Below are 24,120 nucleotides of genomic sequence, written 5' to 3'. Positions count from 1 at the left end.
AAACACCAAACTCTTTATAAATAAGAGCTTTGGTGTTCAAGGAAACTTAACAAATGATGATGGCTGAAGTCAAACTCGTGTCCGAAGGCATCGTAACGTATGCTTCTACGTGTGTAGTTTATCTATTGAATCTCGATGTGACGCTGTTGCCGTATCCAATCTGTTTCATCTCTTCTTCGCGCCCTCAGACGGCGAGGTTGAAGCGTAGCTTGCTTAGTTTGAGACCCCTGAAAGTCATCCACACAAGCGATGGATATCAGGATCCGCAGGGCACTTAGGCTGCTGCGAGTTGTATGTTAGTTTTGCCAGTTATAGGCGTTTGCGTTTTAACAGGGCCGCCCCCTCGACACGCCACATACGACCGACCTATCCCCGTCGAATCTATCACTTCCCACATTGGGGAAAATATTCTCGTCATCGCTCAAGGTTTCAAACCGGCGGAATCTTGTTTTGAGACCATCACTTTTCAACAGCTCTCTACTTCCAAGATTTATTCATTTGTTTCAAACCATATGTCACTAGGAAGTGGATCTCAACATCAAACAGGAGCAGAAAACTCTCTTTTGATTTGTTCGATATCAATCATTGTCTTTTCATGAACATACTGAACGAGCGCATCATACTGTTCGACCGTATTCAGTTTTTTGAACTTCTCCACATCCCCTTCAAAGCCCGCGAAATAATCACTTTGATACTCTGGATTGTTAAAGAGTCTTAAAAATTCCATATAGTCCTTGATGGTCATTTGACTCACGATGAGAGAGAGAATGGATTCCCACTCTTTGATTCGCCCCTCATGAATTTGTTTTTTGATGACGATGTCTTGTGCTTGTTCCATTTTGATTTGTTGAATGCATTGCTCCACTTCTAATCTATATTGGAACAACTCATCTCGATTTCGAGTGTCTAGCGTAGGTGTCACTTCGGTTAAATAGTACTGATACCGTTGCTTTCGCGGATGCTTGTTCTTGACTTTTTTAGGGCTTTGCTCCGAGTCATCAGGGTTCTTCGGTCGTTTCTTTAAATTGATTGATCCTAAAGCCCCCATGATTTCTTTGTTATGTTTTAATGCAAGTTTGCCTACTGTCGGACCATATTTTTTGACGCCATTCACAATCAATTCCGTCGATTTTTTAGACATGTGAACTCCTCCTTTGGTATGTATAATTATTTGACGATTTTCAAAAAACAACTCATAGTTTCTATTCAACAAAAAGATGATCAATCCCTTGATTCCCATCAAAAACCTAATAACCGGTGTCCGCTCCCCAAAAGAAAAGGATTAATGAGCAGGTACTCAATAATCCTTCACCAGATCACTTCTTCTCTTGTTGTTTCTGCAAATATGCTTCACGAAGCTGGTTCAATCGTTCTTTCTTGTTCGAGACAGTCGGCTTTTTGCCGTCTTGGTACTTCGCCGCAGCTACTTTGCTTCTCTTATCTAATTGATATTTTCCCATGCGCTTCACCTTCCTTTCTTCATGGCTTCAATCAAAAGCAAAGACCCTCTAATCTCAATGAAATTAGAAGGTCTTCATGAAAATCATTGATCGCAGTCGTTACAGACTGCTTCAAAATGGAGACGGCGGGAGTCGAACCCGCGTCCGAAGGCATCGTAACGTATGCTTCTACGTGTGTAGTTTATCTATTGAATCTCGATGTGACACTGCCGATAAACAGGCGTTGTCGCATCCAGTCTGTTTCATCTCTTCTTCGCGCCCTCAGACGGCGAGGTTGAAGCGTAGCTTGCTTAGTTTGAGACCCTGAAAGTCATCCACACAAGCGATGGATGTCAGGATCCGCAGGGCACTTAGGCTGCTGCGAGTTGTGTGTTAGTTTTGCCAGTTATAGGCGTTTGCGTTTTAACGAGGCCGACCCCTCGACACGCCACATACGACCGACCTACCCCCGTCGAATCCATAACGTCCCCGAGGTGGTAATTGGTACTCTATTTAATATACCACAATTAGGATCCGTTGTCAGTATTTTTGCCGATCGCGCATCGCACGGTCGACGTCACGCTTCGCGTCTTTCTTCTTCAAGTCCTCACGTTTGTCGTACTTCTTCTTCCCTTTTCCGACGCCGAGCAGGCACTTGGCGAACCCGTTCTTGATGTACACCTTGAGCGGGATAATCGTGTAGCCGTCACGCCCTGAAGCCCCGATGAGCTGATTGATTTGCTTCTTATGCAACAATAGCTTCCGGACGCGGAGTGGGTCATGGTTGAAGCGGTTCCCCTGTTCGAACGGGCTGATATGACAGTTGTGAAGCGTCGCCTCGCCCCCGTCGAACCGGACGTACGCATCCGCGATGTTGATCTTCGATTGACGGACCGATTTGATTTCCGTCCCTGTGAGCACCATGCCCGCCTCAATCGTATCTTCGATCGCGTAATCGAAGGACGCCTTGCGGTTTTGGGCGAGTGCGTTCGAATCTTTCTTCTTGGCCATACACATTCAGTCCTTTATCTACAAGATACGGAGGAAGGGACAAGCCCTTCCCCGTCAGCGACGTTTCTTCGCACCTCGTTTGGCGTCGCCTTTTCGTTTGTGCTTGTCTTTCTTCTTCAGGTCGAGTGCCGAACGGCCTTGGGAAGACTTCTCCCCGTCTCGTTTCGGTTTCTCACCTGGTTTGCCCGACTTGCCAGGTCTTCCTGGTTTGCCGCGTTTCTTCTTGTCGTCCCGACCGCGACCGCCACGACGGTCTTTCTCGTCCTTCTTCGGACGACCGCCTTTCGCTTTGATCGTTGTCGGTTGGCGACGGCTTGACTGTTCCCGTTTCGGCATGCCGACGACCGTGAAGTCGATCGTCCGCTCGTCTAAGTTGACGGCATCGACTTTGACACGGACGGCGTCCCCGATGCGGAATTGACGTTTCGTCCGCTCGCCGAGCAACATGAGCTGTGATTCGTCGAAGTGGTAGTAGTCATCCATCGACTGGAGACGGACTAGCCCTTCGATCGTATTCGGAAGTTCGATGAACATCCCGAAGTTCGTGACGCCGGCGACGACACCATCGAACTCTTCGCCGAGATGGGCTTCCATGTATTCGGCTTTCTTGAGCGCCTGTGTCTCGCGCTCTGCATCGACTGAGCGACGTTCCCGTTTCGATGCCTGTTCGGCGATCGCCCCGAGACGGTCCTCGTACTTCGCAATCGTCTTCTCCGACAAGTCGTTGTTGAAGACGTACGTGCGCATGAGACGGTGGACGATCAAGTCCGGATATCGACGGATCGGTGACGTGAAGTGCGTATAGAAGTCTGTCGCGAGTCCGAAGTGACCGAGCGAGACGTCGTCATATTTCGCCTGTTGCATCGAGCGAAGCATGATCGTGCTGATAACCGGCTCTTCCGGTTCACCGTCGATTGCCTTCAAGATTTTTTGAAGCGTCTTCGGTTCGACCGTCTGTCCTTTGATGCGTTCGATGTGAACGCCAAAGTTTGCGACAAAGTCGAAGAAGAAGTCGAGCTTGTCCGGTTTCGGATTATCGTGGACACGATAGATGAACGGCACGTCCATCTTGTGGAAGTGTTCCGCAACCGTCTCGTTGGCTGCGAGCATGAACTCCTCGATCAACTTCTCGGCGACCGAACGTGGACGAAGCACGATATCTGCCGGCTTCCCTTCCTCGTTGACGACAACCTTCGCCTCAGCGAAATCGAAATTGATGGCACCGCGCGAGTTACGACGTTTCCGAAGCACTTCCGCGAGCTCGGCCATGAGGTCGAACTCACCGATGAACGGTTCGTACTTTTTCAACGTCTCTTCGTCATCACGTTCGATGATCTCACGGACGTTCGTATACGTCATCCGCTCCGTCGTCTTGATGACACTCGGGAACAGATCATGGCGAACGACTTTCCCGTTTTGCGGGGAGATCTCCATGACGCAGCTGAGCGTCAAGCGGTTGACATGCGGGTTGAGGGAACAGATCCCGTTCGAGAGTCGATGCGGCAACATCGGAATGACACGGTCGACGAGATACACACTTGTCCCACGTTCGAACGCCTCGACGTCTAATGGTGAGCCCTCTTTCACGTAATGTGAGACGTCGGCGATATGGACACCGAGCTCGTAGTTGCCGTTATCGAGTTTTTTGACGTGGACGGCATCGTCCAAGTCTTTCGCATCTTCGCCGTCAATCGTGAAGATCGTCTCGTCACGAAGGTCGACGCGTCCGATGAAGTCTTTCTCGTCCGCCTCGTCCGGTACCGCGTTCGCCTGAGCGATCACGTCCTCCGGGAACTCCGTCGGGATACCGTGCTTATAGACGATCGACAAGATGTCGACGCCAGGGTCGTTCTTATGCCCGATGATGCGGACGACGTCACAGGCACCGGCGAAGCGTCCGTCCGGATACTTCGTGATGCGCACGACGACTTTATGTCCGTCGACGGCACCGAGTGACTTGTCCGGGTTGACGACCGGCCAGAAATTGATGCGTTTGTCATCCGGCTCGATGAAGGCGAACTGGTCGAGTCGACCGCTCGGGAGCGTATACGTCCCGACGAACTCGGAGAGTCCGCGCTTCAGTACTTTCAATAAAATCCCTTCCGTCTTGCCACGGTTGTCCTCGCGTTTTTTGACGAGGATCGTATCGCCATGGTAGACGTCCTTCAGTTGGTCGGGCGGCAAGAACACATCTTCCGCTTCCCCTTCGACCGACAAGAAGCCGAAGCCGCGCTGATGAATCGAGATGATCCCCGCGACTTGTCCGAGCGTGGCGAGCGTCCCGTAACGGTTCGTCCGCGTCCGGCCGATGGCGCCCTCTTCCTCGAGGGCATTCAATGTGCGAATGAGCTCTTTAAAGTCATCCGTCGACGCGAGCTGTAATCGCTCGGTCAGTTGATCGACAGAGAGCGGTTTCTCGCTCGCCTGTAGAATCTCTAATAATTGGTCACGTAAATTCAACGTGACACCTCCTTCTTAGACTGACCAGTCTAACGTTTCGAGAAAATCGAGCACGTCCTGGTGCAGTTTCTCTTTTTCTTTGTCGAGTGTGATCACGTGTCCCGAGTTCTCATAGATGAGCAACTCTTTTTGGAACGTGTTGACCGCCTCGTAAATTTGATTCGCCGATTCCGGGTCGATCATGTTGTCTTTGGCGCCTTGGACGACGAGTGTCGGGACGAAGATGTCCTCGAGCTTCGACGCCGTGTCGCGGACGAAGGCACGGAGGTCTTTCAATGTTGGCATCGGTTTGAACTCTGCCATCTCCTGCTCGATCTGTTCCGGCGACTTTTCTTCTCTACCCTTATATTCTCGGGCATATGCCTGGACTCCTTTATACAAGCGGTCCTCGGCATCGATTCCCGTCGGTGCGCACATCGGGATGACCGCCTTGACGTCTTTCTCCTCGGCGAGACGGAGCGACATCACGCCACCTAGCGAGAGTCCGCAGACGACGATTTCCTCATGACCTTTGTCGACGAGCGTCTGGTAAGCGTCCAAGACGTCTTCCCACCAGTCTTTCGGTCCATATTGGAGTAATTCTTCCGGTGGGACGGCATGACCACGATAGATCGGTCCCATACATGTGTATCCTTCTTTTTGAAGGAAGCGACCGAGCATGCGGACATCCGCGCTCGATCCAGTGAAGCCATGTAACATCAACACGGCACGTTTTCCGCCCTCGAAGAAGAACGGTTTTGGTGCTGTCACTTTCATTTTATCTGTCATCTCCTCGTATCTACATTATTCCCAAAAAACAAATCGAAAAAACAAAAGCTGACCGCCTCACGTGAAAATCGAGAACGATCAGCCTTATCATCATAATGATGCGACTAGTAATCCTAAAATGAAAAACAAAGTGCCTAGTACAGCTGCAGTTCGGTTCAAAACAGCATCGAAGCCGCGTGCTTTCTGGCGTCCGAACAACTGCTCCGCGCCACCTGCAATCGCTCCAAGACCTTGCGACCGACCTGACATGAGCAGTACGACGACAATCAATAAGACAGCCACGACAAGTAGGCTGATTGTAGCGATCGTTTGCATAGTAGTCAGTTCCTCCTTCTATTTACACGCCTTTTATTATATAGAAGTTATCAATAAAACACCAGCATTCAAATTATCGGGACGGGTAGCTGAACCCTTCGCCGATGACTTCCTTCACCTGGTGGATGACGACGAAGGCGCGGTCGTCCGTTACTTGGACGATTTTTTTGAGTGGCGCGATCTGACGTTTGTCGACGATCATATACAACATGTTCTTATCCTGCTTCGTGTAGTAACCATGTCCATGGATGATCGTCGCCGAGCGTCCGAGCGTCTCCGTCAAGACGACAGCGAGCTCTTCTTGCTTATCGCTGATGATTGTGACGGCCTTGCGGATGTTGAGACCTTCCGCGACGAGGTCGATGACCCATGAACCGATGATGATCGCGATGAGCGTATAGAGAACGACTTGTTCCCCTAAGAAGAAGCCGGACGTCGCGACGACGAGCGCATCGATGATGAACATCGAGACGGCGACACTCAAGTGGAGATAGCGTTCCATGAGTCGGGCGATGATGACGCCCCCGCCGGTCGTCCCGCCGACACGGAGCACCATGCCGATCCCGACCCCAATCATGATCCCGGCATAGACAGCCGCAAGCAGTTTGTCCTCGGCAGGGCTGCCCCAGTCGTGTGTCAGACTGAGGAAGAATGACGTCGCGATGACGGCGATGACCGAATAGACCATTGTCCGACGGTCGAGCAGCTTATAGCCGACGATAAAGAGAATCCCGTTCCCGATAATCGACGTGAGCCCGAGGTCCCAGCCGAAGACGTAGTACAGGATGATCGTGACCCCGAGCAGGCCACCTTCCGAGAAGTCGTTCGGTACGGTAAAGTAATTGACCCCGAACGAAAGAATGAAGGAGCCTGCGATAATCCAGGCGATGTCCTTCACCGAGATGGTTTGTAGCTTGCGCCATACTTGTTGGCGCAATAGATGTTGTTGTTGACGTTTCATAAATGTCCTCCCTCCATAGAAAAAAGACCGCGGCAAAAGCCGCAGTCTTAAGATTGTACTGGCTTTGGCGCACCGTCTTTCATAATCGGCAACTTGCGCTCCGCGGCGTTCGCGTAGACGTTCAAGAGTGCCTCTTTTTCCAAATCCCAGTTATATTTCTCACGCGCGGTCTTCGTGTTCTCTTTGACACGCGCATAGAGTGCTTGGTCTTCAATCATCCGGTTGACGCCGTCCGCGATCGATTGTGGATCGTGCGAATCGACGAGCACCCCGACATCGTTCCCCGCAACGACCCGTTCGATTTCAGGGAAGTCGCATGAGACGACCGGTACTTCGGCCATCAAATACTCGAACAATTTATTCGACGAGGCCGAGTAGTGGTTGAAGCAGACGTTGTTCAATACTTGGAAGCCTAGGTAGGCGTTCATCGTATAGTAAGGTAACGCTTCGACCGGTACTTTGTCAATCATCTTGACGCGGTCGCCGACCCCTTCCGTCTCGATCAACTGTTGAATCGTCGGTTTGAGTTTCCCGTCCCCGATCATGACGAGCGTGCCTTCTTTGAAGTCTTTCGCCGCGAGCACGAGCTGTTCGAGACCGCGTCCGGCTTGAATGCCCCCTTGATACAAGAGGATCTTCTCGTCTTTCGGTAAGTCGAGAAGTGCATGCAAGTCCTTACGGAGCGAGAAGTCGAGCGGACGGTAGAACGGATAGTTGTGGAGCACGTACGGATAGAATCCGTACAACTCTTCATTGTGCGCCGCACGCGTATGGTTCTCGACCATCATCGTATCGACGAACGGCAAGAGCCACCCCTCAAGGTTACTTTGAATATAGCCGTAACCCGTACGGTCCGTCTGTACCTCGTGCGAATCGTAGACAATCCGACCTTTGTTGAACACTTTCCCGGCAAGGAGTGCCTGCGGGAGCGTGTTCAAATCGTTCGCATGATAAAAGTCATACGATTTTTTCGTCGAAGCGAACACCATCTCGAGCATCGCACTCGCATTGACGATTTGCTTACGCACTTGCGGCAACAAGACCGTTCCGACGGCCGCTCCAAGTGCGAGCATCGTGATCGGCGCGAGTAGGAACAACCCGGCACCGACGAGTCCGGCCCCGATTTGGCGGGTCCGCTTCTCGCTCACCCATTGATAGGTCTTCTTCGCGAACTTGAGCGCGTTGACGAGAATCGAAGGTTGACGCTTCACGCGGATGACACGGAAGCCTTCCGGACGCATCTCTTCTTTTGGAAGCTCTTTATTTTTTGGATCTTGAAGCGCGATCAAATCGACTTCATAGCCTGCCTCGGCGAGTGCCGAGCACTCACGAAGGACGCGCGCATCATTCGTAAAATGGTTCCATACAAACATACATACTGACTTCATCGTGTTTCCTCCATCACTAACTGTTGTACGACTTGATCTAACACGTCGATATTCTCTTCCCAATATAAATTCTCTTTGACGTAACGAATCCCGTTCGCCCCGAGTGCCTCCCGTAAATCCGGTCGGTCGAGGAGCTTCCGCAGGATTCGCTCGATCTCATCGATGTCACGCTTCCGTGACACGTAGCCGACTTCCGCCGCTTCAATGACATTCGCCGCATGGCCTGACACTGCTGCGACAATCGGTTTGCCGACCGCCATATAGTCGATGAGTTTCCCAGGGATGACCGTATCGAACACTTCTTGCTCGATCAGGCTGACGAATGCAACGTCAGCATTTTTAATCGCCTGAAACGCCTCTGTCCGTGGCATCGCCTCAAGGAACAAGAAGTTTTGGAAGCCACGGTCTTTGATCGTCTGCTTCAATTCTTCTTTCCGATAGCCGTAGCCGATCAATTTGAAGTGGATCCGTGGCTCGTCTCGGAATCGCTCGGCGAGTTCGAGTAACAACGACACATCTTGGGCAAGACCCATGTTCCCGGCGTATAAGATCTCCATCCGGTCGTCCGGTGGGATCGTCCGCTCGAGCGTTCGCTCCGCTTCCCGGATCGAGTTCGGCATGTAGTGAATCTTCTCGTTCGGCACACCGCGCTGACGAAGATAGCTGCGGAACCCTTCCGAGTTGATGATGACTTCATCGGCGACACGATACAGTCGTTTCTCCATCCAAAAAGCCGGCGTGAGCACCCAATCGTACTTGAAGACGCCGACACCTTTCACCGATTCTGGCCAAAGGTCACGGACGTCCAAGATGAACGGGACACGATACTTTCGTTTCGCATAAGCACCGACAAACGCCATAAAAAAAGAAGGGGTCGTCGCAAAGACGACGTCTGGCTTCAATTCGAGCTTACGGACTTCCCGGATCCCTTTGACCATCTGTTCGAGGAATAGGAAAAGACGACTGACCATGTTAGACGTATGTTTCCGTTTCTTCGTGATGAGTCGCTTGATGAACGGTTGGTCGTTTAACTCCCGGTCGTTCCAGAAGCGGTCGTCCTGATACATATCAAAGCTCGGATACGAAGGGGCGGCCGTGATGACCTCGACTTCATACCCGCGCTGCTTCATCAAATGCGTAATGTTTTGCATCCGGTTGCCGGCACTGCCGATCTCCGGATAATAGTTTTGACACACCATAAGCATTGTTTTCAAAAATAACACACCTTACTGTTGATCAAGTTCGTCCAAAAGCCGTTTCAATAGGGCATGGACGTCATCTTTTAAATCAGGATCGCTGAGCGCGTGGCAAATCGTCGTCTCGACGAACCCAATCGGCTCTCCGACGTCGTAACGTCGACCGTCAAATTCGTAGGCGAAGACCGTCTGCGCCTCATTCAAGCGTGCGATCGCATCCGTCAATTGAATCTCGCCCCCGGCTCCCGCCTCTTGTCCCGACAACGCCTCAAAGACGTCCGGTTTCAAGATGTAGCGACCGAGGATGGCGAAGTTCGACGGGGCCTCATCAATGGGCGGTTTCTCCACGAACGTCCGCACCGGGATGAGCTTCCCTTCGACGGCAAGCGGGTCAATTATACCATATCGGTTCGTCATTTCATACGGGACACGCTGCACCCCGATGATCGAACGTTCGTGGGCCTCATATTGGTCGATCAACTGCTTCGTTGCCGGCACATCGGATTCGATAATATCGTCCCCGAGCAAGACGGCGAATGGCTCGTCTCCGATAAACTTCCGGGCGCACCAAATCGCATGTCCGAGACCTTTTGGCTCCTGTTGGCGTATGTAGTGAATGTTCGCCAAATTCGAGGAATGTCGGACCGATTCGAGCAAGCGCGTCTTCCCTTTCGATTCGAGGTTCTGTTCCAGTTCGAGCGCACGGTCAAAATGGTCTTCAATCGCCCGTTTGTTCTTCCCCGTGACGATGATGATGTCCTCGATGCCTGAAGCGACGGCTTCCTCGACGATGAACTGGATCGTCGGCTTGTTGACAATCGGCAACATTTCTTTTGGCATGGCTTTCGTGGCAGGAAGGAAGCGGGTGCCGAGACCGGCGGCTGGGATGATGGCTTTACGTACTCGTGTCATAACCATGGGCTCCTTTACTCGTTATGTAGAGAGTATACCCAAATTTTGTGCAAACTGACACAAAAGAGAGGTCATGACAATCTTGTCATGACCAATCGTCATTTCGGTGCGATTTGAGATAGTACCAAATGCCGAATCCAATGAGCAGTACCAAGAAAAGAAATCCGAGCATCATCACGTAAATCGCCTCCCCATTCATGCTTCATTTTCTATATTCCCGCTTCAGATTGTTTCAGAACCACTTCTGTCCATGCGTTCGAATAAACCGAAGTTCCTCTTGGTAATGATCGTAATGTCCTTCGTCAATCATCTTTTGGAAGGCGACGTCTCCTTCCGCAGCTTTTCGTTTCATCAACAGACAGAGCGCTTCGATGCGTCGTTGCAACATGTCGAACAAGTCGACCTCCGCTTGCTCCCAACCATAGGCTTCAAGAAACAACGATACCCGCTTGTTATAGATCGCATCGACTCGATCGGCATCATAATAGATGACTTCTCCCGTTTCAGCTTGGTGGCGACGACTGAGCGGAACGAACGTATAAAGTGCATAGACGATATCCCAAGCACGCGGTCCGGGTGCGGCCAAGTCAAAATCGATGATTCCTGCCACTTTTCCTTCATGAAAAATTGTATTGTAGACAGCGAAGTCGTTATGGCAGATGACCTCTAGCGGTTGAGGCGTGTTGTCAATCGGTGACCAATCTGACGACCACTCAAAATCTGTCGACGCATCATGTATACGTCTCATTAGTCGTGCAACATCCTGAATCGCCTCATCGGACCACATGTAGGACTTCAAGGGATAGTCTGCGGTTTCTCCTTCCAAGTAAGTTAACACTTCTCTTCCTCGATCATCGATTCCAATAAAACGCGGCACTCCGGAAAGTTGCTTTGCCTCCAAGTGACGTAACCATCGATGAATACGCTCGCTGCCTTCCTTTTGAGTGCGATAGACGTAATTCCCCTTTTTATAGACAGTTGACACGTTCCCACCGCTCAACCTTTTTTCTTGTTCATTCGATTGATCCATCCAATCTCCCCCTACCCTTTATCAGTCACGTTCAGTATACAGCAACACAGGGTGTCGACGACGAAAAGGTCCGACAAATAGCGACCGTAGCCGTCCAAGCGGCACCGTGACTCTTGCAGGAAAGCAATCTCGCGGAGACCCCGCAAGCGCGTAAGCGCGAGGAGGCTTCGCGGATTGCCTGCAGAAAGCATCGGTGCCGCCAGGACGGGTTGAAAAACACCCATAAAAAAAACAGGCCCGCCGATTGGCGAGCCTGAAACAATCAATTATTTTTTGAGGTTGTAGAACGACTTGATACCGTCGTATTTCGCTACATCGCCGAGCATGTCTTCGATGCGGAGAAGTTGGTTGTATTTCGCGATACGGTCTGTACGTGAAAGTGAACCAGTTTTGATTTGTCCAGCGTTTGTCGCAACAGCGATGTCTGCGATTGTCGCGTCTTCTGTTTCACCAGAACGGTGTGAGACAACTGCTGTGTAACCAGCTTTTTTAGCCATTTCGATCGCGTCGAATGTTTCTGTGAGCGTACCGATTTGGTTAACTTTGATGAGGATCGAGTTTGCGATTCCTTTTTCGATACCTTCAGCAAGTTTAGATGTGTTCGTTACGAAGAGGTCATCCCCAACGAGTTGAACTTTGTGTCCGATTTTGTCTGTGAGAAGCTTGTGGCCATCCCAGTCGTTTTCGTCACAACCATCTTCGATTGAGAGGATTGGGTACTTGTCAACGAGCTCAGCGTAGAAGTCTACAAGCTCAGCAGTTGTGAGTGACTTGCCTTCGCCAGCGAGTTCGTATTTACCAGTTGATTTATCGTAGAACTCAGAAGATGCAACGTCCATTGCGAGGTAGACGTCTTCACCTGGTTTGTAACCAGCTTTTTCGATCGCTTCAAGGATAACTGTGATCGCTTCTTCGTTAGACTTCAAGTTTGGTGCGAAACCACCTTCGTCACCGACAGCTGTGTTAAGACCCATACCAGAAAGAACTGATTTGAGGGCGTGGAATACTTCAGCACCCATGCGGAGCGCTTCACGGAATGTTGGCGCGCCGACAGGCATGATCATGAACTCTTGGAAGTCCACGTTGTTGTCCGCGTGCGAACCACCGTTGATGATGTTCATCATTGGTGTTGGAAGTGTCTTCGCGTTGAATCCACCGAGGTATGTGTAAAGTGGGAGACCGAGCTCATCTGCTGCTGCGTGAGCTGCTGCCATTGACACACCGAGGATTGCGTTAGCACCAAGTTTCGCTTTGTTTGGCGTACCGTCGAGTTCGATCATTTTCGCATCGATTGCGTTTTGGTCGAATACATCGTAGCCGATAAGTTCTGGTGCGATCGTGTCGTTCACGTTCGCAACTGCTTTCAAGACACCTTTACCGAGGTAACGTGACTTGTCGCCATCGCGAAGCTCAACTGCTTCGTGCTCACCTGTTGATGCGCCTGATGGGACGAGGGCACGGCCGAAACCGCCGTCTTCTGTGAAGACTTCTACTTCTACTGATGGGTTACCGCGTGAATCTAAAATCTCGCGTGCGTAAATTTCTGTAATCATTGACATGAAAAATCGCTCCTTTTCGTTTGAAAAATAGTTGTATTATTTTGTAACGATTGACGAACCAGTCATTTCAGCTGGTTGCTCTCCACCGAGAAGGTGAAGAAGCGTTGGGGCGAGGTCGCAAAGCGCGCCTTCGAGAACTGGTTTCAGTTCGACTCCCTCTTTTGTGACGATACATGGAACAGGTTCCGTCGTGTGCGCCGTCATCGGCGAGCCATCCGGGTTCGTGACGATGTCCGCGTTCCCGTGGTCCGCTGTGATGATGGCCGCTCCACCTTTAGCAAGTAATGCGTCCACTACTTTACCGAGGCATTCGTCGACCGCTTCGATCGCTTTCTTCGTCGGCTCAAGCTTCCCTGAGTGACCAACCATATCCGGGTTTGCGAAGTTGATGATGTATGCATCATACTCATCTGACTCGATACGCTCGAGCAAACCGTCCGTGAGCTCATATGCGCTCATTTCTGGTTGCAAGTCGTACGTCGCGACTTTCGGTGAAGGGACAAGGAGACGATCCTCACCTTCAAATGGTTGTTCTTTTTGTCCGTTCAAGAAGAACGTGACGTGTGGGTATTTCTCTGTTTCTGCGGCACGGAGTTGTTTGTATCCTTGCGCAGAGAGTGTTTCCCCGAGTGTGTTTTTCAAATCTTCCGGTGGGAACACGATATCCGTGTCGACCTCATCCGAGAACTTTGTCATCGAGACGAGCAAGATGTTCTCTGGATGTTTGCTTGAGAGTTCGAAGCCTTTGAAGCCTGTTTTCTCTTTGAACACTTTTGCGAGTTGGATCGCCCGGTCCGGTCGGAAGTTGAAGAACATGATGGCATCGTTGTCCTGGATTGTCGCGACCGGCTTGCCATCTTTTTCGATGACAGTTGGTAACACAAACTCATCCGTCAAATCGTTCTCGTAAGACTTCTGGAGAACTTCGACTGGATCCGTGCCAACTTCGCCTTTACCGTTTACGAGGACGTCGTATACTTTCTCGACGCGCTCCCAACGGTTGTCGCGGTCCATGGCATAGTAGCGACCAGACACGCTAGCGACTTGACCGACACCGAGTTCAGCAAGCTTTTCTTCTGTTTCTTTGAGGAAACCAGCTCCTGATTTCGGATCACAGTCACGACCGTCCGTGAACGCGTGAATGTACACTTTTTCGATGCCGTGGAGTTTTGCGAACTCAACGATGGCAAACATGTGATTGATGTGCGAGTGAATCCCGCCATCTGATACGAGACCCATGATATGGAGGCTCGAATCATGTTTCTTCACATGACCTGCCAAATGGTTCATCGCCTGACGGTCGAATAACGAACGGTCTTTGATTGCGTTGTTCACGCGTGAGAGTGACTGATAGACGACTCGGCCGGCACCGATGTTCAAGTGACCGACTTCCGAGTTCCCCATCTGTCCTTCCGGAAGACCGACGTACTCGCCTTTTGCGTTTAAGAGCGTATGTGGATACTGCTCCCAGTAGCGATCGAAGTTCGGTTTGTTCGCAGCCATGACTGCGTTTCCGAACGATTCGTCACGCATCCCGAAACCATCTAAAATGATGAGTGCGACTGGTCTAGCCATTTAAATCGCCTCCAACAATTTGAGGAACGAAGCGGCTTCAAGTGAAGCACCGCCGACGAGTGCGCCGTCGATATCTTCCTGTGCCATATACTCTTTGATGTTCTCTGGTTTTACAGATCCACCGTACTGGATGCGTACTGCAGCCGCTACGTCTTCACCGTAAAGACCTTTCACCACGTCGCGAACATATTTACAAGAGCTTTGTGCGTCTGCTTCGTCCGCTGATTTCCCTGTACCGATTGCCCAAACTGGCTCATACGCAATGACGAGTTGTTTGACTTGGTCAGCAGAAAGGTCAGCGAGACCGCCTTCGACTTGTGTTTTGATGACTTCTTCGAACTTGTCGCCTTCGCGCTCCTCGAGTGTTTCACCGACACAAACGATTGGCGTAAGACCGTGTTCGAACGCTTTTTTCGTTTTGCTGTTGATGAACGCATCCGACTCACCGAAGTACTCGCGACGTTCTGAGTGACCGAGGATGACGTAAGTCACGCCGAGGTCAGCGACCATCACTGGGCTGATTTCGCCAGTGTAGGCACCGCTATCTTTGTCGTACATGTTTTGTGCACCGAGCTTCAAGTTTGACCCTTTAGCTGCTTCTACCATTGGTGCGAGGAAAAGTGCTGGAGCACCAATCGCTGCATCTACTTTGTCAGTAGATGGGATGTTGTTTTTTACTTCCTCAACGAAAGCAACAGCTTCCGAGAGTGTTTTGTTCATTTTCCAGTTACCTGCAATAATCGGTTTACGCATCGATAACCCTCCTCTAAATTACTTGTCGTTCAACGCCTCGACACCTGGAAGTTTTTTGCCTTCCATGAATTCGAGTGACGCGCCGCCACCAGTTGAGATGTGACTCATCTTGTCAGCAAGACCAAACTTGGCTGCCGCAGCGGCTGAGTCGCCACCACCGATGATTGAGTATGCATCGCTGTCCGCAAGTGCTTGAGCGACACCTTTCGTTCCGTTTGCGTATTTATCGAGTTCGAATACGCCCATCGGTCCGTTCCATACGACAAGTTTCGATTCGCGAATCGCGTCCGCGTAAAGTTCGACTGTCTTCGGTCCGATATCGAGACCCATGTGATCCGCTGGGATCGAGTCGATATCGACTGGGCCGACATACGTTTCTTCGCCAAATTCTTTCGTGATGACGCAGTCGACAGGCATCAAGAATTTCACGCCTTTGTCTTCTGCTTTCTTCATGAATTGACGAGCGAGGTCAAGCTTATCCTCTTCAAGGAGTGACGTTCCGACTTCGTGCCCGAGCGCTTTCGAGAACGTGTACGAGAGTCCGCCACCGATGATGAGTGTGTCAACGATGTCAAGAAGGTGGTCGATGACCCCAATCTTATCCGCTACTTTCGACCCGCCGATAATCGCCGTGAACGGACGGTCTGGGTTTGAAAGAGCTTTACCGAGAACTTCAAGTTCTTTTTCCATCAAGAGACCAGCAACGGCTGTGTCCACGTGGTGCGCAATCCCTTCAGTTGAAGCGTGTGCACGGTGAGCCGCGCCGAACGCGTCGTTGACGTATACGTCAGCAAGTGCTGCGAATCCTTTTGCAAGTTCAGGGTCGTTTTTCGTTTCACCTGGGTAGAAACGAACGTTCTCTAAAACGACGACATCGCCTTCAGAGAGGTTAGCGACCGCTTCTTCTGCGACCGGACCGTATGCTTCTTCGACGAGCGGTACATCTTTTCCGAGGAGTTCAGCGAGACGCTTCGCTACTGGAGCAAGTGAGAACTCAGGGTTCTTCTCGCCTTTTGGACGGCCGAGGTGGCTCGCAAGGACGAGTTTCGCACCACCGTCAAGCAAGTGCTTGATCGTTGGAAGTGCGGCTTGGATCCGAGTTTCGTCTTGGATGACGCCATCTTTGAGTGGAACGTTGAAGTCAACGCGGCAAAAGACGCGTTTCCCTTTTACATCGATGTCACGAATAGACTGTTTGTTCATAACTTTCGCCTCCATATGTCGTGCGTGTCATTTCATAAATAGAGCGGAGAACAATCTCTTGTTTCCGCTCCTATTTGATTCTATTTAGTTCACGAAATTACTTCGCGATGTTAGCGAAGTGCTTAACTGTGCGAACCAATTGTGCAGTGTAAGACATTTCGTTGTCGTACCAAGAAACTGTTTTAACGAGTTGCTTGTCGCCAACTGTCATGACTTTCGTTTGAGTCGCGTCGAAGAGTGAACCGTATGTGATTCCAACGATGTCAGAAGAAACGATTTCGTCTTCAGTGTAACCGAATGACTCGTTCGCTGCTGCTTTCATTGCTGCGTTTACTTCGTCAACAGATACTTGCTTGTCGAGTACAGTTACGAGCTCAGTGAGTGAACCTGTAGCAACTGGTACACGTTGTGCAGCACCGTCAAGTTTTCCTTGAAGTTCAGGGATTACGAGACCGATTGCTTTCGCAGCACCTGTTGTGTTAGGAACGATGTTCGCTGCAGCTGCACGCGCACGACGGAAGTCACCTTTCGGGTGTGGAGCGTCAAGCGTGTTTTGGTCGCCAGTGTAAGCGTGGATTGTCGTCATGAGACCTTCAACGATTCCGAACTGGTCTTGAAGTACTTTAGCCATTGGCGCCAAGCAGTTTGTTGTACAAGAAGCACCTGAGATAACTGTTTCAGTACCATCGAGGATGTCGTGGTTTGTGTTGTAAACAACAGTCTTCATGTCACCTGTAGCAGGAGCCGAGATAACAACTTTCTTCGCGCCAGCTTTCAAGTGAAGCTCAGCTTTTTCTTTTGAAGTGAAGAATCCAGTACATTCGAGAACGATGTCTACACCGAGGTCTCCCCATGGAAGTTCTTCAGGGTTACGGTTAGCAAGCGTGATAACTTTCTCTCCGTTTACGAGGAAGTGATCGTCGTGTACTTCAACTTCTCCGTCGAAACGACCTTGAGTCGTGTCATACTTGAGAAGGTGCGCAAGCATCTTCGTGTCTGTCAAGTCGTTGATTGCAACAACTTCGATTCCTTCGTTTTTGATGATCTCGCGGAATGCCAAACGACCGATACGTCCAAATCCGTTAATACCAACTTTTACTGCCATGTTAATTTCCTCCTTAGGGTAGAAGCTATTTATTGAAGAGCCAACGGGGGGTCAACTCTTTAATAACAAGTTAATAATTCTTTCGCCGCACCTTCGTCTGTGACGAGGATGATGTTCGACGTGTGTTTCGCATAAGCGGCGATTGCCTGTGCCTTCGATTTTCCTCCGGCAACCGCGATGACGGCATCCATGTCATCCAGCTCTTCGAGTTGGATTCCAACCGTCTTGACGCGATGGACGATCTCACCTTCAGCATTGAAATAATATCCGAATGCCTCGGCGACGGCGTCATGCCGTTCAATCATCCGCAAATGCTCCGGTGATGCGTGACGGCGCTTTGCCATCGTTTCTGCCTCACCAATTCCATGTACCACAATTCGCGCCGCTCTAATCATTTCCAACACATTTTTGATGCTAGGTTCCTCCACCATCCGGTCGAACGTTTCTTGTGATACTTCATCCGGAATATGTAGAAGATGATAGTCTGCGTGGGCCCGGTCCGCCATGCGTGAACAGACGGTGTTCGCCTGAAGTTCAAGCGTTTCGCCGAGACCTCCGCGTGCGGGCACGAAATGCATCGGGCGTTCTTTTTTATCGGGCGACATCATCGCCGCGACCGATGCCATCGTCGTTCCTCCCGTTACCGCAATCACATTATCATCCGGTGCGAGCCGCGCTTTTAGTTGCGTGACCGCTGCCCGTCCGATATCGCGTTGGACCCAGAATGTCTCATCCGAGTCACCCGGTACGATGACGACTTGGCGAACCCCTAATTTCTCTTCGAGCTCTCTTGCCACTTCTGAGATCCCAAGAAGTTCTCCCATGATCTCGTGCAAGTCTCGTAAGACGTTTCGTCCCGTCTCACTGAGGGAAATTCCTTGAGTAGCGACGTAAAGAAGACCTTGATCTTTCAAAAAGTCGACTTCTCGTCTGAGTACCCGTTCGGTCAGTCCCAAGCTCGTTGCGAGTGTCCTGCGGCCAATCGGCTGCATCAAGCGGACATAATGTAAGATATCGTAACGATGTCGGAGCGTATCGAGCAGGTCAGGGACAATTTGCTTCTGAACGTGAATCAGTTGCTGGATCATGCTCATACCCCCTCGACTTTCAGTGTGGACAACTTTTGTCCCACTTTTTTATTTGCGTCCCACCGCTACGAGTTCATCTTATCAATCACTTTTCCGTCTGGCAACCCCTTCAAACGTTTTTTTTCGATGTAAGCGTATACTTAACAAAATCTTCAACTTTGTTGTCATCATATCGCCCTTGACTGATGACCACACCTTCATGTATGAGAACGGGGATTTCAAAGAGGTACTTTGCCTCGAGCACCTCATCCCCGGTGATGTCGATTTGTTCGAGTTCGATCGGATAATCTTCCTGTAACCATTCGAGCATGACGACCGCCTCGTCACATAGTGAGCAATTGTCACGTTTATATAAAGTAAGTTTCATTTTCGTCATCCCTTCCATACCTGTCGCTCGCGCTCGCGCGAATTACCGAATCCAAGCTCTTCCCGATAGTTCGTCACCGTCCGCCGGGTCACTTGATAACCGTATCGAATCAATTCATTCGCAAGCGCCTGATCACTTTGTGGTGCCTTCTCTCGTTGAATCAGTTCTGCGAGTGCCCGTTTAATCATAAATGGCGAATGCCCGCGACTTGTAGACCGAACAAAAAAGTGTCGCCATTCCATGATGCCACTCTCGGTCTTGGCGAACTTCCCTTGGATGGCTCGTCCGACCGTCGATTCATGTTTTCCGATGAGCTGCGCGACCGTACGTCGGGTCAACGGATTAAGGACAAGTTCCCCTTTGAGCCACTCGGTCTGACGTGCTTCAATGATTGACCAAATCTCACGCAGCGTTTCGTTCCGCATCGAAAGGGACGTCATCCACCATTTCGCCTCACGGTCATTCCCGACACGCGTCTCGTCGAGTTCCGGACTAAGCCACGTCGTGACGAGTGTCCCCTCTTCATAGCGTACCTCGACTTCCGGAAACACGTGACCCGTTTCTTCATATAATAGAGGACGTTTCGGAAGTGTCGCGACGATTCGTTCCAGTCTTGCCAATTCCTCCTCTGAAATAGCAAGAGCAGTCGTCATCTGTTGAGGACTCACCCCACTCTCAATCGCTTCGAATACATCGACGATGCGAGGGTCCTCATGTTCGATCGCATGTCGATATTGACACTCCCGTTCTGTTCTCGCCCCGATCCCCGTCGGTTCAAGAAATAAAAGCGCCTGCCTCGCCTGTTCGATTCGAGTGACGTCGACACCGAGTCGTGTCGCCAACACCTCATTCGCATCCGGCAATAATCCCCGATGGTCGAGCAAGAGGACGAGTTGTCGTCGCAACGCTTTCTCATCCTCACTGCCGCTACCCTCATAAATCTGTGTGAACAGCTTCTCCTCAAACGAGCTCGCCGCATCTGCAATCCAATCGATGCCCCCGCTGCCGATTTGAATGTTCGTGTTATGTCGTGCAAGACGCGCCAGCCGGAATGCGAGCGCAAGACGGTCCGCCTCAAGGACCGGTAACCGCTGCACGAGGTCTTGCGTCATCTGTTGTTGCTGGATTTGTTTTTGCTCCTGCCGTTGCATCGTTCTCCCCCCTCTTTTCTATTGTATCGAACCCGCTTCCGTCGCGCTCAAAAAAGCTATGTGAACAGGATTGCTTTTTCAATAAAACAAATGTATAATAAATTCGTGTCACAGATATGCACCCGTAGCTCAGGGGATAGAGCACTGGTTTCCGGTGCCAGGTGTCGGGAGTTCGAATCTCTCCGGGTGTATCAGATGTAGAGGTCAGGCAGATTGCCTGGCCTCTTTTTCGTTTTACGATAAGAAAATCGTGGAATAGGTGAAAAACGATGACTATCGTTTGACCATCATTGACTATACAGGTATGATGAAATTACAACCTACATAAAGGAGGCAGATTCAATGTTAATTCCAACAGTTATCGAACAGACAGGCCGTGGGGAGCGCGCGTATGACATCTACTCACGCTTGCTTAAAGACCGCATCATCCTTCTCGGAAGTGCGATTGACGACAACGTCGCGAACTCAATCGTCGCACAGCTCCTCTTCCTTGCGGCTGAGGACCCAGAAAAGGACATCTCACTCTACATCAACAGCCCAGGTGGTTCGATCACAGCGGGTATGGCGATCTATGACACGATGAACTTCATCAAGCCGAACGTGTCGACGATTTGTATCGGAATGGCTGCATCGATGGGTGCCTTCTTGCTCCAAGCCGGTGAAAAAGGGAAACGCTTCGCATTACCGAACGCAGAAATCATGATTCACCAACCGCTCGGCGGCACACAAGGCCAAGCGTCAGACATCAAGATTCACGCAGAACGCATCATCAAGATGCGCGAGAAGTTGAACCAAATCATGGCAGAAAACACTGGACAGCCTCTTGAAGTCATCGAGCGCGATACAGAGCGTGACTACTTCATGGCAGCTGACCAAGCGAAAGACTACGGTCTCATCGACAAAGTCATGACACGTTAATTTTCCGAAAGACACACAATCCTAATTGGATGTGTGTCTTTTTTATTGACTTCTGAAACCTGCAAGTTAAAAAGATATTGACCCTATTTTCTGAATAAGAGACCTATAATAAATAGGAATATATAGATAATGTAGACCAAATCGGGAGGTTTATTTTGAAAAAATTATTACATTTCAGTTCAATTATTCCGTTTGATGATTCGGATAATCATGCTTCATTACCGGAATATTGGATGCATTCACCTGAAGCCATATGTGCTCTTACTAAAGAGGATGAAATTTGGTTCGTCAACCCTTCGTTCGAAAAGTTGCTTTCAGAATCCATCGAAGAATTTGTTGAAATACTGTCAAACGAATTGGACCCTTTTGCGGAATCCATGACTTCGTTATACGATGGGGTTCAAGTTCGTCTTCAACCGTCGAATCGTCTATTTCAATTGATGCCCGTCCCTATTTCTGTTCACCCTGAGATTACCTTGGCGTTCTCGGTGATGGAGCGAACATATGAAAATGAGCTCGCACAAGAACGTATGCGCTTTGATGCTTATCGTCAAGTCTTCGGCGACATTCACGGTCTCGCCCTCTTTGAGTTCAATTTAGAGACTCACTATTTCGAGACATTTGGATCATTGAAAGATATGTTCGGACTTAGCACTATTTCATCGGATACACATACACCGCTACTCTTCAAACAGTTACTCCATCCAGATGATTTAAATGTGTATTTAAAGATTCTTGGTGAGTTGATGATCGACCCTGAGATTGAGATGCGGGAGTCTGTTGTTCGAATCTTTCATTTAGAAGAATCGCAATACCACCATTATGTCGTACGTAGCCATTTATCTATGGATCGAAAACTACTTACATGCGCGGTGATGGATCAATCGGTCTACCAAACTGACAATGAGAAGATTGAGAAATTCAATCAGTTTATCGAAGCCGGGATGATGGAGTTTGATTTTCAGAGCGATACGTTCCAACACGTTTCTCCTGGCCTATTCCGTATGATTGGATTTGAGATTGAGCCTTCTGATATCACGCTCGAATTTTGGAAGCAGTTTCTTCATCCAGAAGATTTGGAACGACTCACCTCATCACGTCATGAGACGTTACAAGGAGAATCCGCTACTTACATATATCGCGTTTATGTAAAGGATGAATTGAAGTGGGTGGAAGAAAAGCGTGAACCTATCTGGGATCAGAATAAAAATGTAACCGGTTACCGTTCCTATTTGAAAAATATTACGCGACTGCAAGAACAGGAGCAAGAAATCACCACATTACGGACAGTTGACCCGATTACGGGAATTGCCAATCGAGATACGTTAAAGACACATATCGAAGAACTATTAGAAGAGGCGCAATCCGTCACAATGATTGGAATTTCCTTCAATCACTATGCGGAGGTCAAACAAACACTAGGCTTTGAATTAGCGGATGAATGGAATGCCGTAACGATTGGCACGCTCCAACCTTACGTTCCTGATGATGCCTTATTAGCTGTCATTCATGAAGATTTATATTGCATTGTGATTCCTAGTTATTGGACCGATGAGAGAGTCCGGCGTTTCGGTGAAAAGTTGACCACCTTGTCCGAACGCGCTTACAGCATCAGTGAATATGAAATCTTCCCACACGTTTCCGTCGGTGTCTGTCGCTCCCCACATGACGGGATGACGGCGAACGAACTGATTGCCCATACCGTTCAGGTGACAAATCACGCTTACACACAGGGACATTCCAATCTGGCGTTCTATTCATCGAGCGTTGATTTGCCATCCTTGCGTCGCTATACGTTGATCAATGATTTACGCACCGCCATCAAAAATAGGGAGCTGTTTGTTGTCTATCAACCGAAAGTCCATGCGTGGACCGGTGAAATTGTTGGCGCTGAGGCACTGATGCGCTGGACACATCCAACTTGGGGACCCATCTCGCCTGCTGAATTTATTCCATTGATTGAGCACAACCAACAGATTGTGGAATTGACGGACTTTTTAATCGAGGAAGTCTGTCGATTTATGAATCAGCTTCCGACATGCATCCCGATTTCAATAAACATTCCGGCTTCCTATTTCTATCTAGATAACTACATGCAACAAATTCAACAATCCTATACGAGACACAACATCCTACCTCATTATTTAGAAATTGAAATTCCAGAATCAACGCTATTGGAGAACCGAGATCGAATGAAGTCCGTGTTTGAGACATTGAATGCATTCGGTATCACCGTGTCATTTGACGACTTCGGTACCGGTTATTCTTCACTCGCGTACGTACAGGATTATAATGTCCAAATCATGAAGGTCGACCGAATTTTCGCACACGGCATTCATCAAAATGTGAAGTCACAAGCCATTGTCCGTAGCTTGATGTATATCGCAAAAGAATTTGGTATGGATATCGTCGTAGAAGGTGTCGAATGTTTCCGTGATTTGAACTGGCTGCGGGACCGTGGCGTCCAAACGATTCAAGGTTATCTCTTCAGTCCACCGGTCGAGAGCGAGCAGATGATTCGTCTCCTTGATCAAACGTATTTACCTCCGACAGAAGTGAGTTCACTCGAAGGTCACACGATGTTGATTCCCGTTCAAATGATTTTTTCTCGCATCCAATCGTTCACGTCCGATTTGGGTCGAGCACCTGCTCTAGTGTCAATGGAAGATCGTAAGTCGTTCAAATTATATACGACCTTGTTTTTACCGCCGAACGATTTTTTACAGTTCTCCATTCTGATGAAATCGCAGGACCAACCGATTCCTGTCAACATCATCGGAACTCCCGACTTCGAGGACGGGATTTACACATATGAATTAGAGCCAATTGAACAGAGTTTACTAGAGGGTGCTACTGAGCACGCCTTCCATCTCACTCCGGAGCAAGCTAAAAATACGTTACATCTCCATCATTTCCTCTAA

Annotated in this window: 21 protein-coding genes, 1 tRNA gene and 2 other RNA genes; 3 read left to right on the top strand and 21 right to left on the bottom strand. The window is 49.7% G+C overall.

From position 1 onward, the window contains the following. Window positions 1-57: 57 nt before the first annotated feature. The 21 genes from ssrA (IRJ25_RS03580) to IRJ25_RS03480 form a co-directional block, all read right to left on the bottom strand. Window positions 58-392, bottom strand: a transfer-messenger RNA (tmRNA) gene (gene ssrA, locus IRJ25_RS03580). Between the two features lie 146 nt (window positions 393-538). Continuing rightward, window positions 539-1,141 carry a hypothetical protein gene (locus IRJ25_RS03575; RefSeq protein WP_078147297.1) on the bottom strand — a complete coding sequence of 201 codons (603 nt, stop codon included), beginning with the start codon at window positions 1,139-1,141 and terminating at the stop codon, window positions 539-541. Between the two features lie 175 nt (window positions 1,142-1,316). Continuing rightward, window positions 1,317-1,460: a hypothetical protein gene (locus IRJ25_RS03570; protein ID WP_047795092.1), complete on the bottom strand. Its 144-nt coding sequence runs from the start codon at window positions 1,458-1,460 to the stop codon at window positions 1,317-1,319. 114 nt (window positions 1,461-1,574) lie between these two features. Then, window positions 1,575-1,930: a transfer-messenger RNA gene (ssrA, locus tag IRJ25_RS03565) on the bottom strand. 49 nt (window positions 1,931-1,979) lie between these two features. Further along, complete coding sequence (gene smpB, locus IRJ25_RS03560; RefSeq protein ID WP_012726899.1) at window positions 1,980-2,450, bottom strand: SsrA-binding protein SmpB; 471 nt, start codon at window positions 2,448-2,450, stop codon at window positions 1,980-1,982. Between the two features lie 54 nt (window positions 2,451-2,504). Further along, a complete protein-coding gene (gene rnr, locus IRJ25_RS03555) occupies window positions 2,505-4,910 on the bottom strand; it encodes a ribonuclease R (RefSeq protein ID WP_269317792.1) in 2,406 nt (801 codons plus the stop codon). A 15-nt stretch (window positions 4,911-4,925) separates the two neighbouring features. Next, window positions 4,926-5,666, bottom strand: coding sequence for an alpha/beta hydrolase (locus IRJ25_RS03550; protein WP_031422876.1), 741 nt, complete (start codon window positions 5,664-5,666; stop codon window positions 4,926-4,928). A 102-nt stretch (window positions 5,667-5,768) separates the two neighbouring features. Beyond that, window positions 5,769-5,993, bottom strand: a complete 225-nt coding sequence (secG, locus tag IRJ25_RS03545; RefSeq protein WP_012726902.1) for a preprotein translocase subunit SecG — start codon at window positions 5,991-5,993, stop codon at window positions 5,769-5,771. A gap of 73 nt (window positions 5,994-6,066) precedes the next feature. Next, window positions 6,067-6,954, bottom strand: a complete 888-nt coding sequence (locus IRJ25_RS03540; RefSeq protein WP_269317791.1) for a YitT family protein — start codon at window positions 6,952-6,954, stop codon at window positions 6,067-6,069. Between the two features lie 47 nt (window positions 6,955-7,001). Beyond that, the gene (locus IRJ25_RS03535; protein ID WP_078147299.1) at window positions 7,002-8,342 is read right to left on the bottom strand and encodes a glycosyltransferase; all 1,341 of its coding nucleotides are present in this window, start codon (window positions 8,340-8,342) and stop codon (window positions 7,002-7,004) included. Then, on the bottom strand, window positions 8,339-9,547 hold the full coding sequence (locus IRJ25_RS03530; protein WP_269318235.1) for a glycosyltransferase family 4 protein: 1,209 nt from the start codon (window positions 9,545-9,547) through the stop codon (window positions 8,339-8,341). Before IRJ25_RS03530 ends, IRJ25_RS03535 begins: the two co-directional genes overlap by 4 nt. Before the next feature lie 21 nt (window positions 9,548-9,568). After that, window positions 9,569-10,450, bottom strand: a complete 882-nt coding sequence (galU, locus tag IRJ25_RS03525; RefSeq protein ID WP_269317790.1) for a UTP--glucose-1-phosphate uridylyltransferase GalU — start codon at window positions 10,448-10,450, stop codon at window positions 9,569-9,571. A gap of 232 nt (window positions 10,451-10,682) precedes the next feature. Next, window positions 10,683-11,480 carry an aminoglycoside phosphotransferase family protein gene (locus tag IRJ25_RS03520; protein WP_269317789.1) on the bottom strand — a complete coding sequence of 266 codons (798 nt, stop codon included), beginning with the start codon at window positions 11,478-11,480 and terminating at the stop codon, window positions 10,683-10,685. A gap of 266 nt (window positions 11,481-11,746) precedes the next feature. Further along, a complete protein-coding gene (eno, locus tag IRJ25_RS03515) occupies window positions 11,747-13,039 on the bottom strand; it encodes a phosphopyruvate hydratase (protein ID WP_012726908.1) in 1,293 nt (430 codons plus the stop codon). A gap of 36 nt (window positions 13,040-13,075) precedes the next feature. Further along, window positions 13,076-14,614, bottom strand: a complete 1,539-nt coding sequence (gpmI, locus tag IRJ25_RS03510) for a 2,3-bisphosphoglycerate-independent phosphoglycerate mutase (protein ID WP_214690655.1) — start codon at window positions 14,612-14,614, stop codon at window positions 13,076-13,078. Beyond that, window positions 14,615-15,367 (bottom strand): triose-phosphate isomerase, encoded by a 753-nt coding sequence (tpiA, locus tag IRJ25_RS03505; protein ID WP_078147302.1) that lies wholly within the window; start codon window positions 15,365-15,367, stop codon window positions 14,615-14,617. Between the two features lie 18 nt (window positions 15,368-15,385). Then, a complete protein-coding gene (locus IRJ25_RS03500; protein WP_074036297.1) occupies window positions 15,386-16,570 on the bottom strand; it encodes a phosphoglycerate kinase in 1,185 nt (394 codons plus the stop codon). Window positions 16,571-16,667: 97 nt separating this feature from the next. Further along, window positions 16,668-17,675: a type I glyceraldehyde-3-phosphate dehydrogenase gene (gene gap, locus IRJ25_RS03495; protein ID WP_012726912.1), complete on the bottom strand. Its 1,008-nt coding sequence runs from the start codon at window positions 17,673-17,675 to the stop codon at window positions 16,668-16,670. A 59-nt stretch (window positions 17,676-17,734) separates the two neighbouring features. Further along, the gene (locus IRJ25_RS03490) at window positions 17,735-18,763 is read right to left on the bottom strand and encodes a sugar-binding transcriptional regulator (RefSeq protein ID WP_084543053.1); all 1,029 of its coding nucleotides are present in this window, start codon (window positions 18,761-18,763) and stop codon (window positions 17,735-17,737) included. Between the two features lie 109 nt (window positions 18,764-18,872). Further along, complete coding sequence (locus IRJ25_RS03485; RefSeq protein ID WP_230872831.1) at window positions 18,873-19,130, bottom strand: glutaredoxin family protein; 258 nt, start codon at window positions 19,128-19,130, stop codon at window positions 18,873-18,875. Window positions 19,131-19,135: 5 nt separating this feature from the next. After that, window positions 19,136-20,281 (bottom strand): RNA polymerase factor sigma-54, encoded by a 1,146-nt coding sequence (locus IRJ25_RS03480; protein WP_159562633.1) that lies wholly within the window; start codon window positions 20,279-20,281, stop codon window positions 19,136-19,138. A 118-nt stretch (window positions 20,282-20,399) separates the two neighbouring features. On the opposite strand from IRJ25_RS03480, the gene IRJ25_RS03475 reads away from it, so the two are divergent. The 3 genes from IRJ25_RS03475 to IRJ25_RS03465 all read left to right on the top strand — a co-directional run bounded on the left by IRJ25_RS03475 (window position 20,400) and on the right by IRJ25_RS03465 (window position 24,120). Beyond that, window positions 20,400-20,472: transfer RNA gene (locus tag IRJ25_RS03475), tRNA-Arg, on the top strand. Window positions 20,473-20,623: 151 nt separating this feature from the next. Continuing rightward, window positions 20,624-21,199: an ATP-dependent Clp endopeptidase proteolytic subunit ClpP gene (gene clpP, locus IRJ25_RS03470; protein ID WP_012726916.1), complete on the top strand. Its 576-nt coding sequence runs from the start codon at window positions 20,624-20,626 to the stop codon at window positions 21,197-21,199. 155 nt (window positions 21,200-21,354) lie between these two features. Then, entirely contained in the window at window positions 21,355-24,120 is a 2,766-nt protein-coding gene (locus tag IRJ25_RS03465) for a putative bifunctional diguanylate cyclase/phosphodiesterase (RefSeq protein ID WP_269317788.1), read from the top strand.

The organism is Exiguobacterium sp. KJ 601 (genome assembly GCF_027161185.1).
Lineage (GTDB): Bacteria > Bacillota > Bacilli > Exiguobacteriales > Exiguobacteriaceae > Exiguobacterium > Exiguobacterium profundum.
The sequence above is the reverse complement of the archived record's forward strand: the minus strand, read 5'-3'. Positions and strand labels throughout refer to the sequence as shown.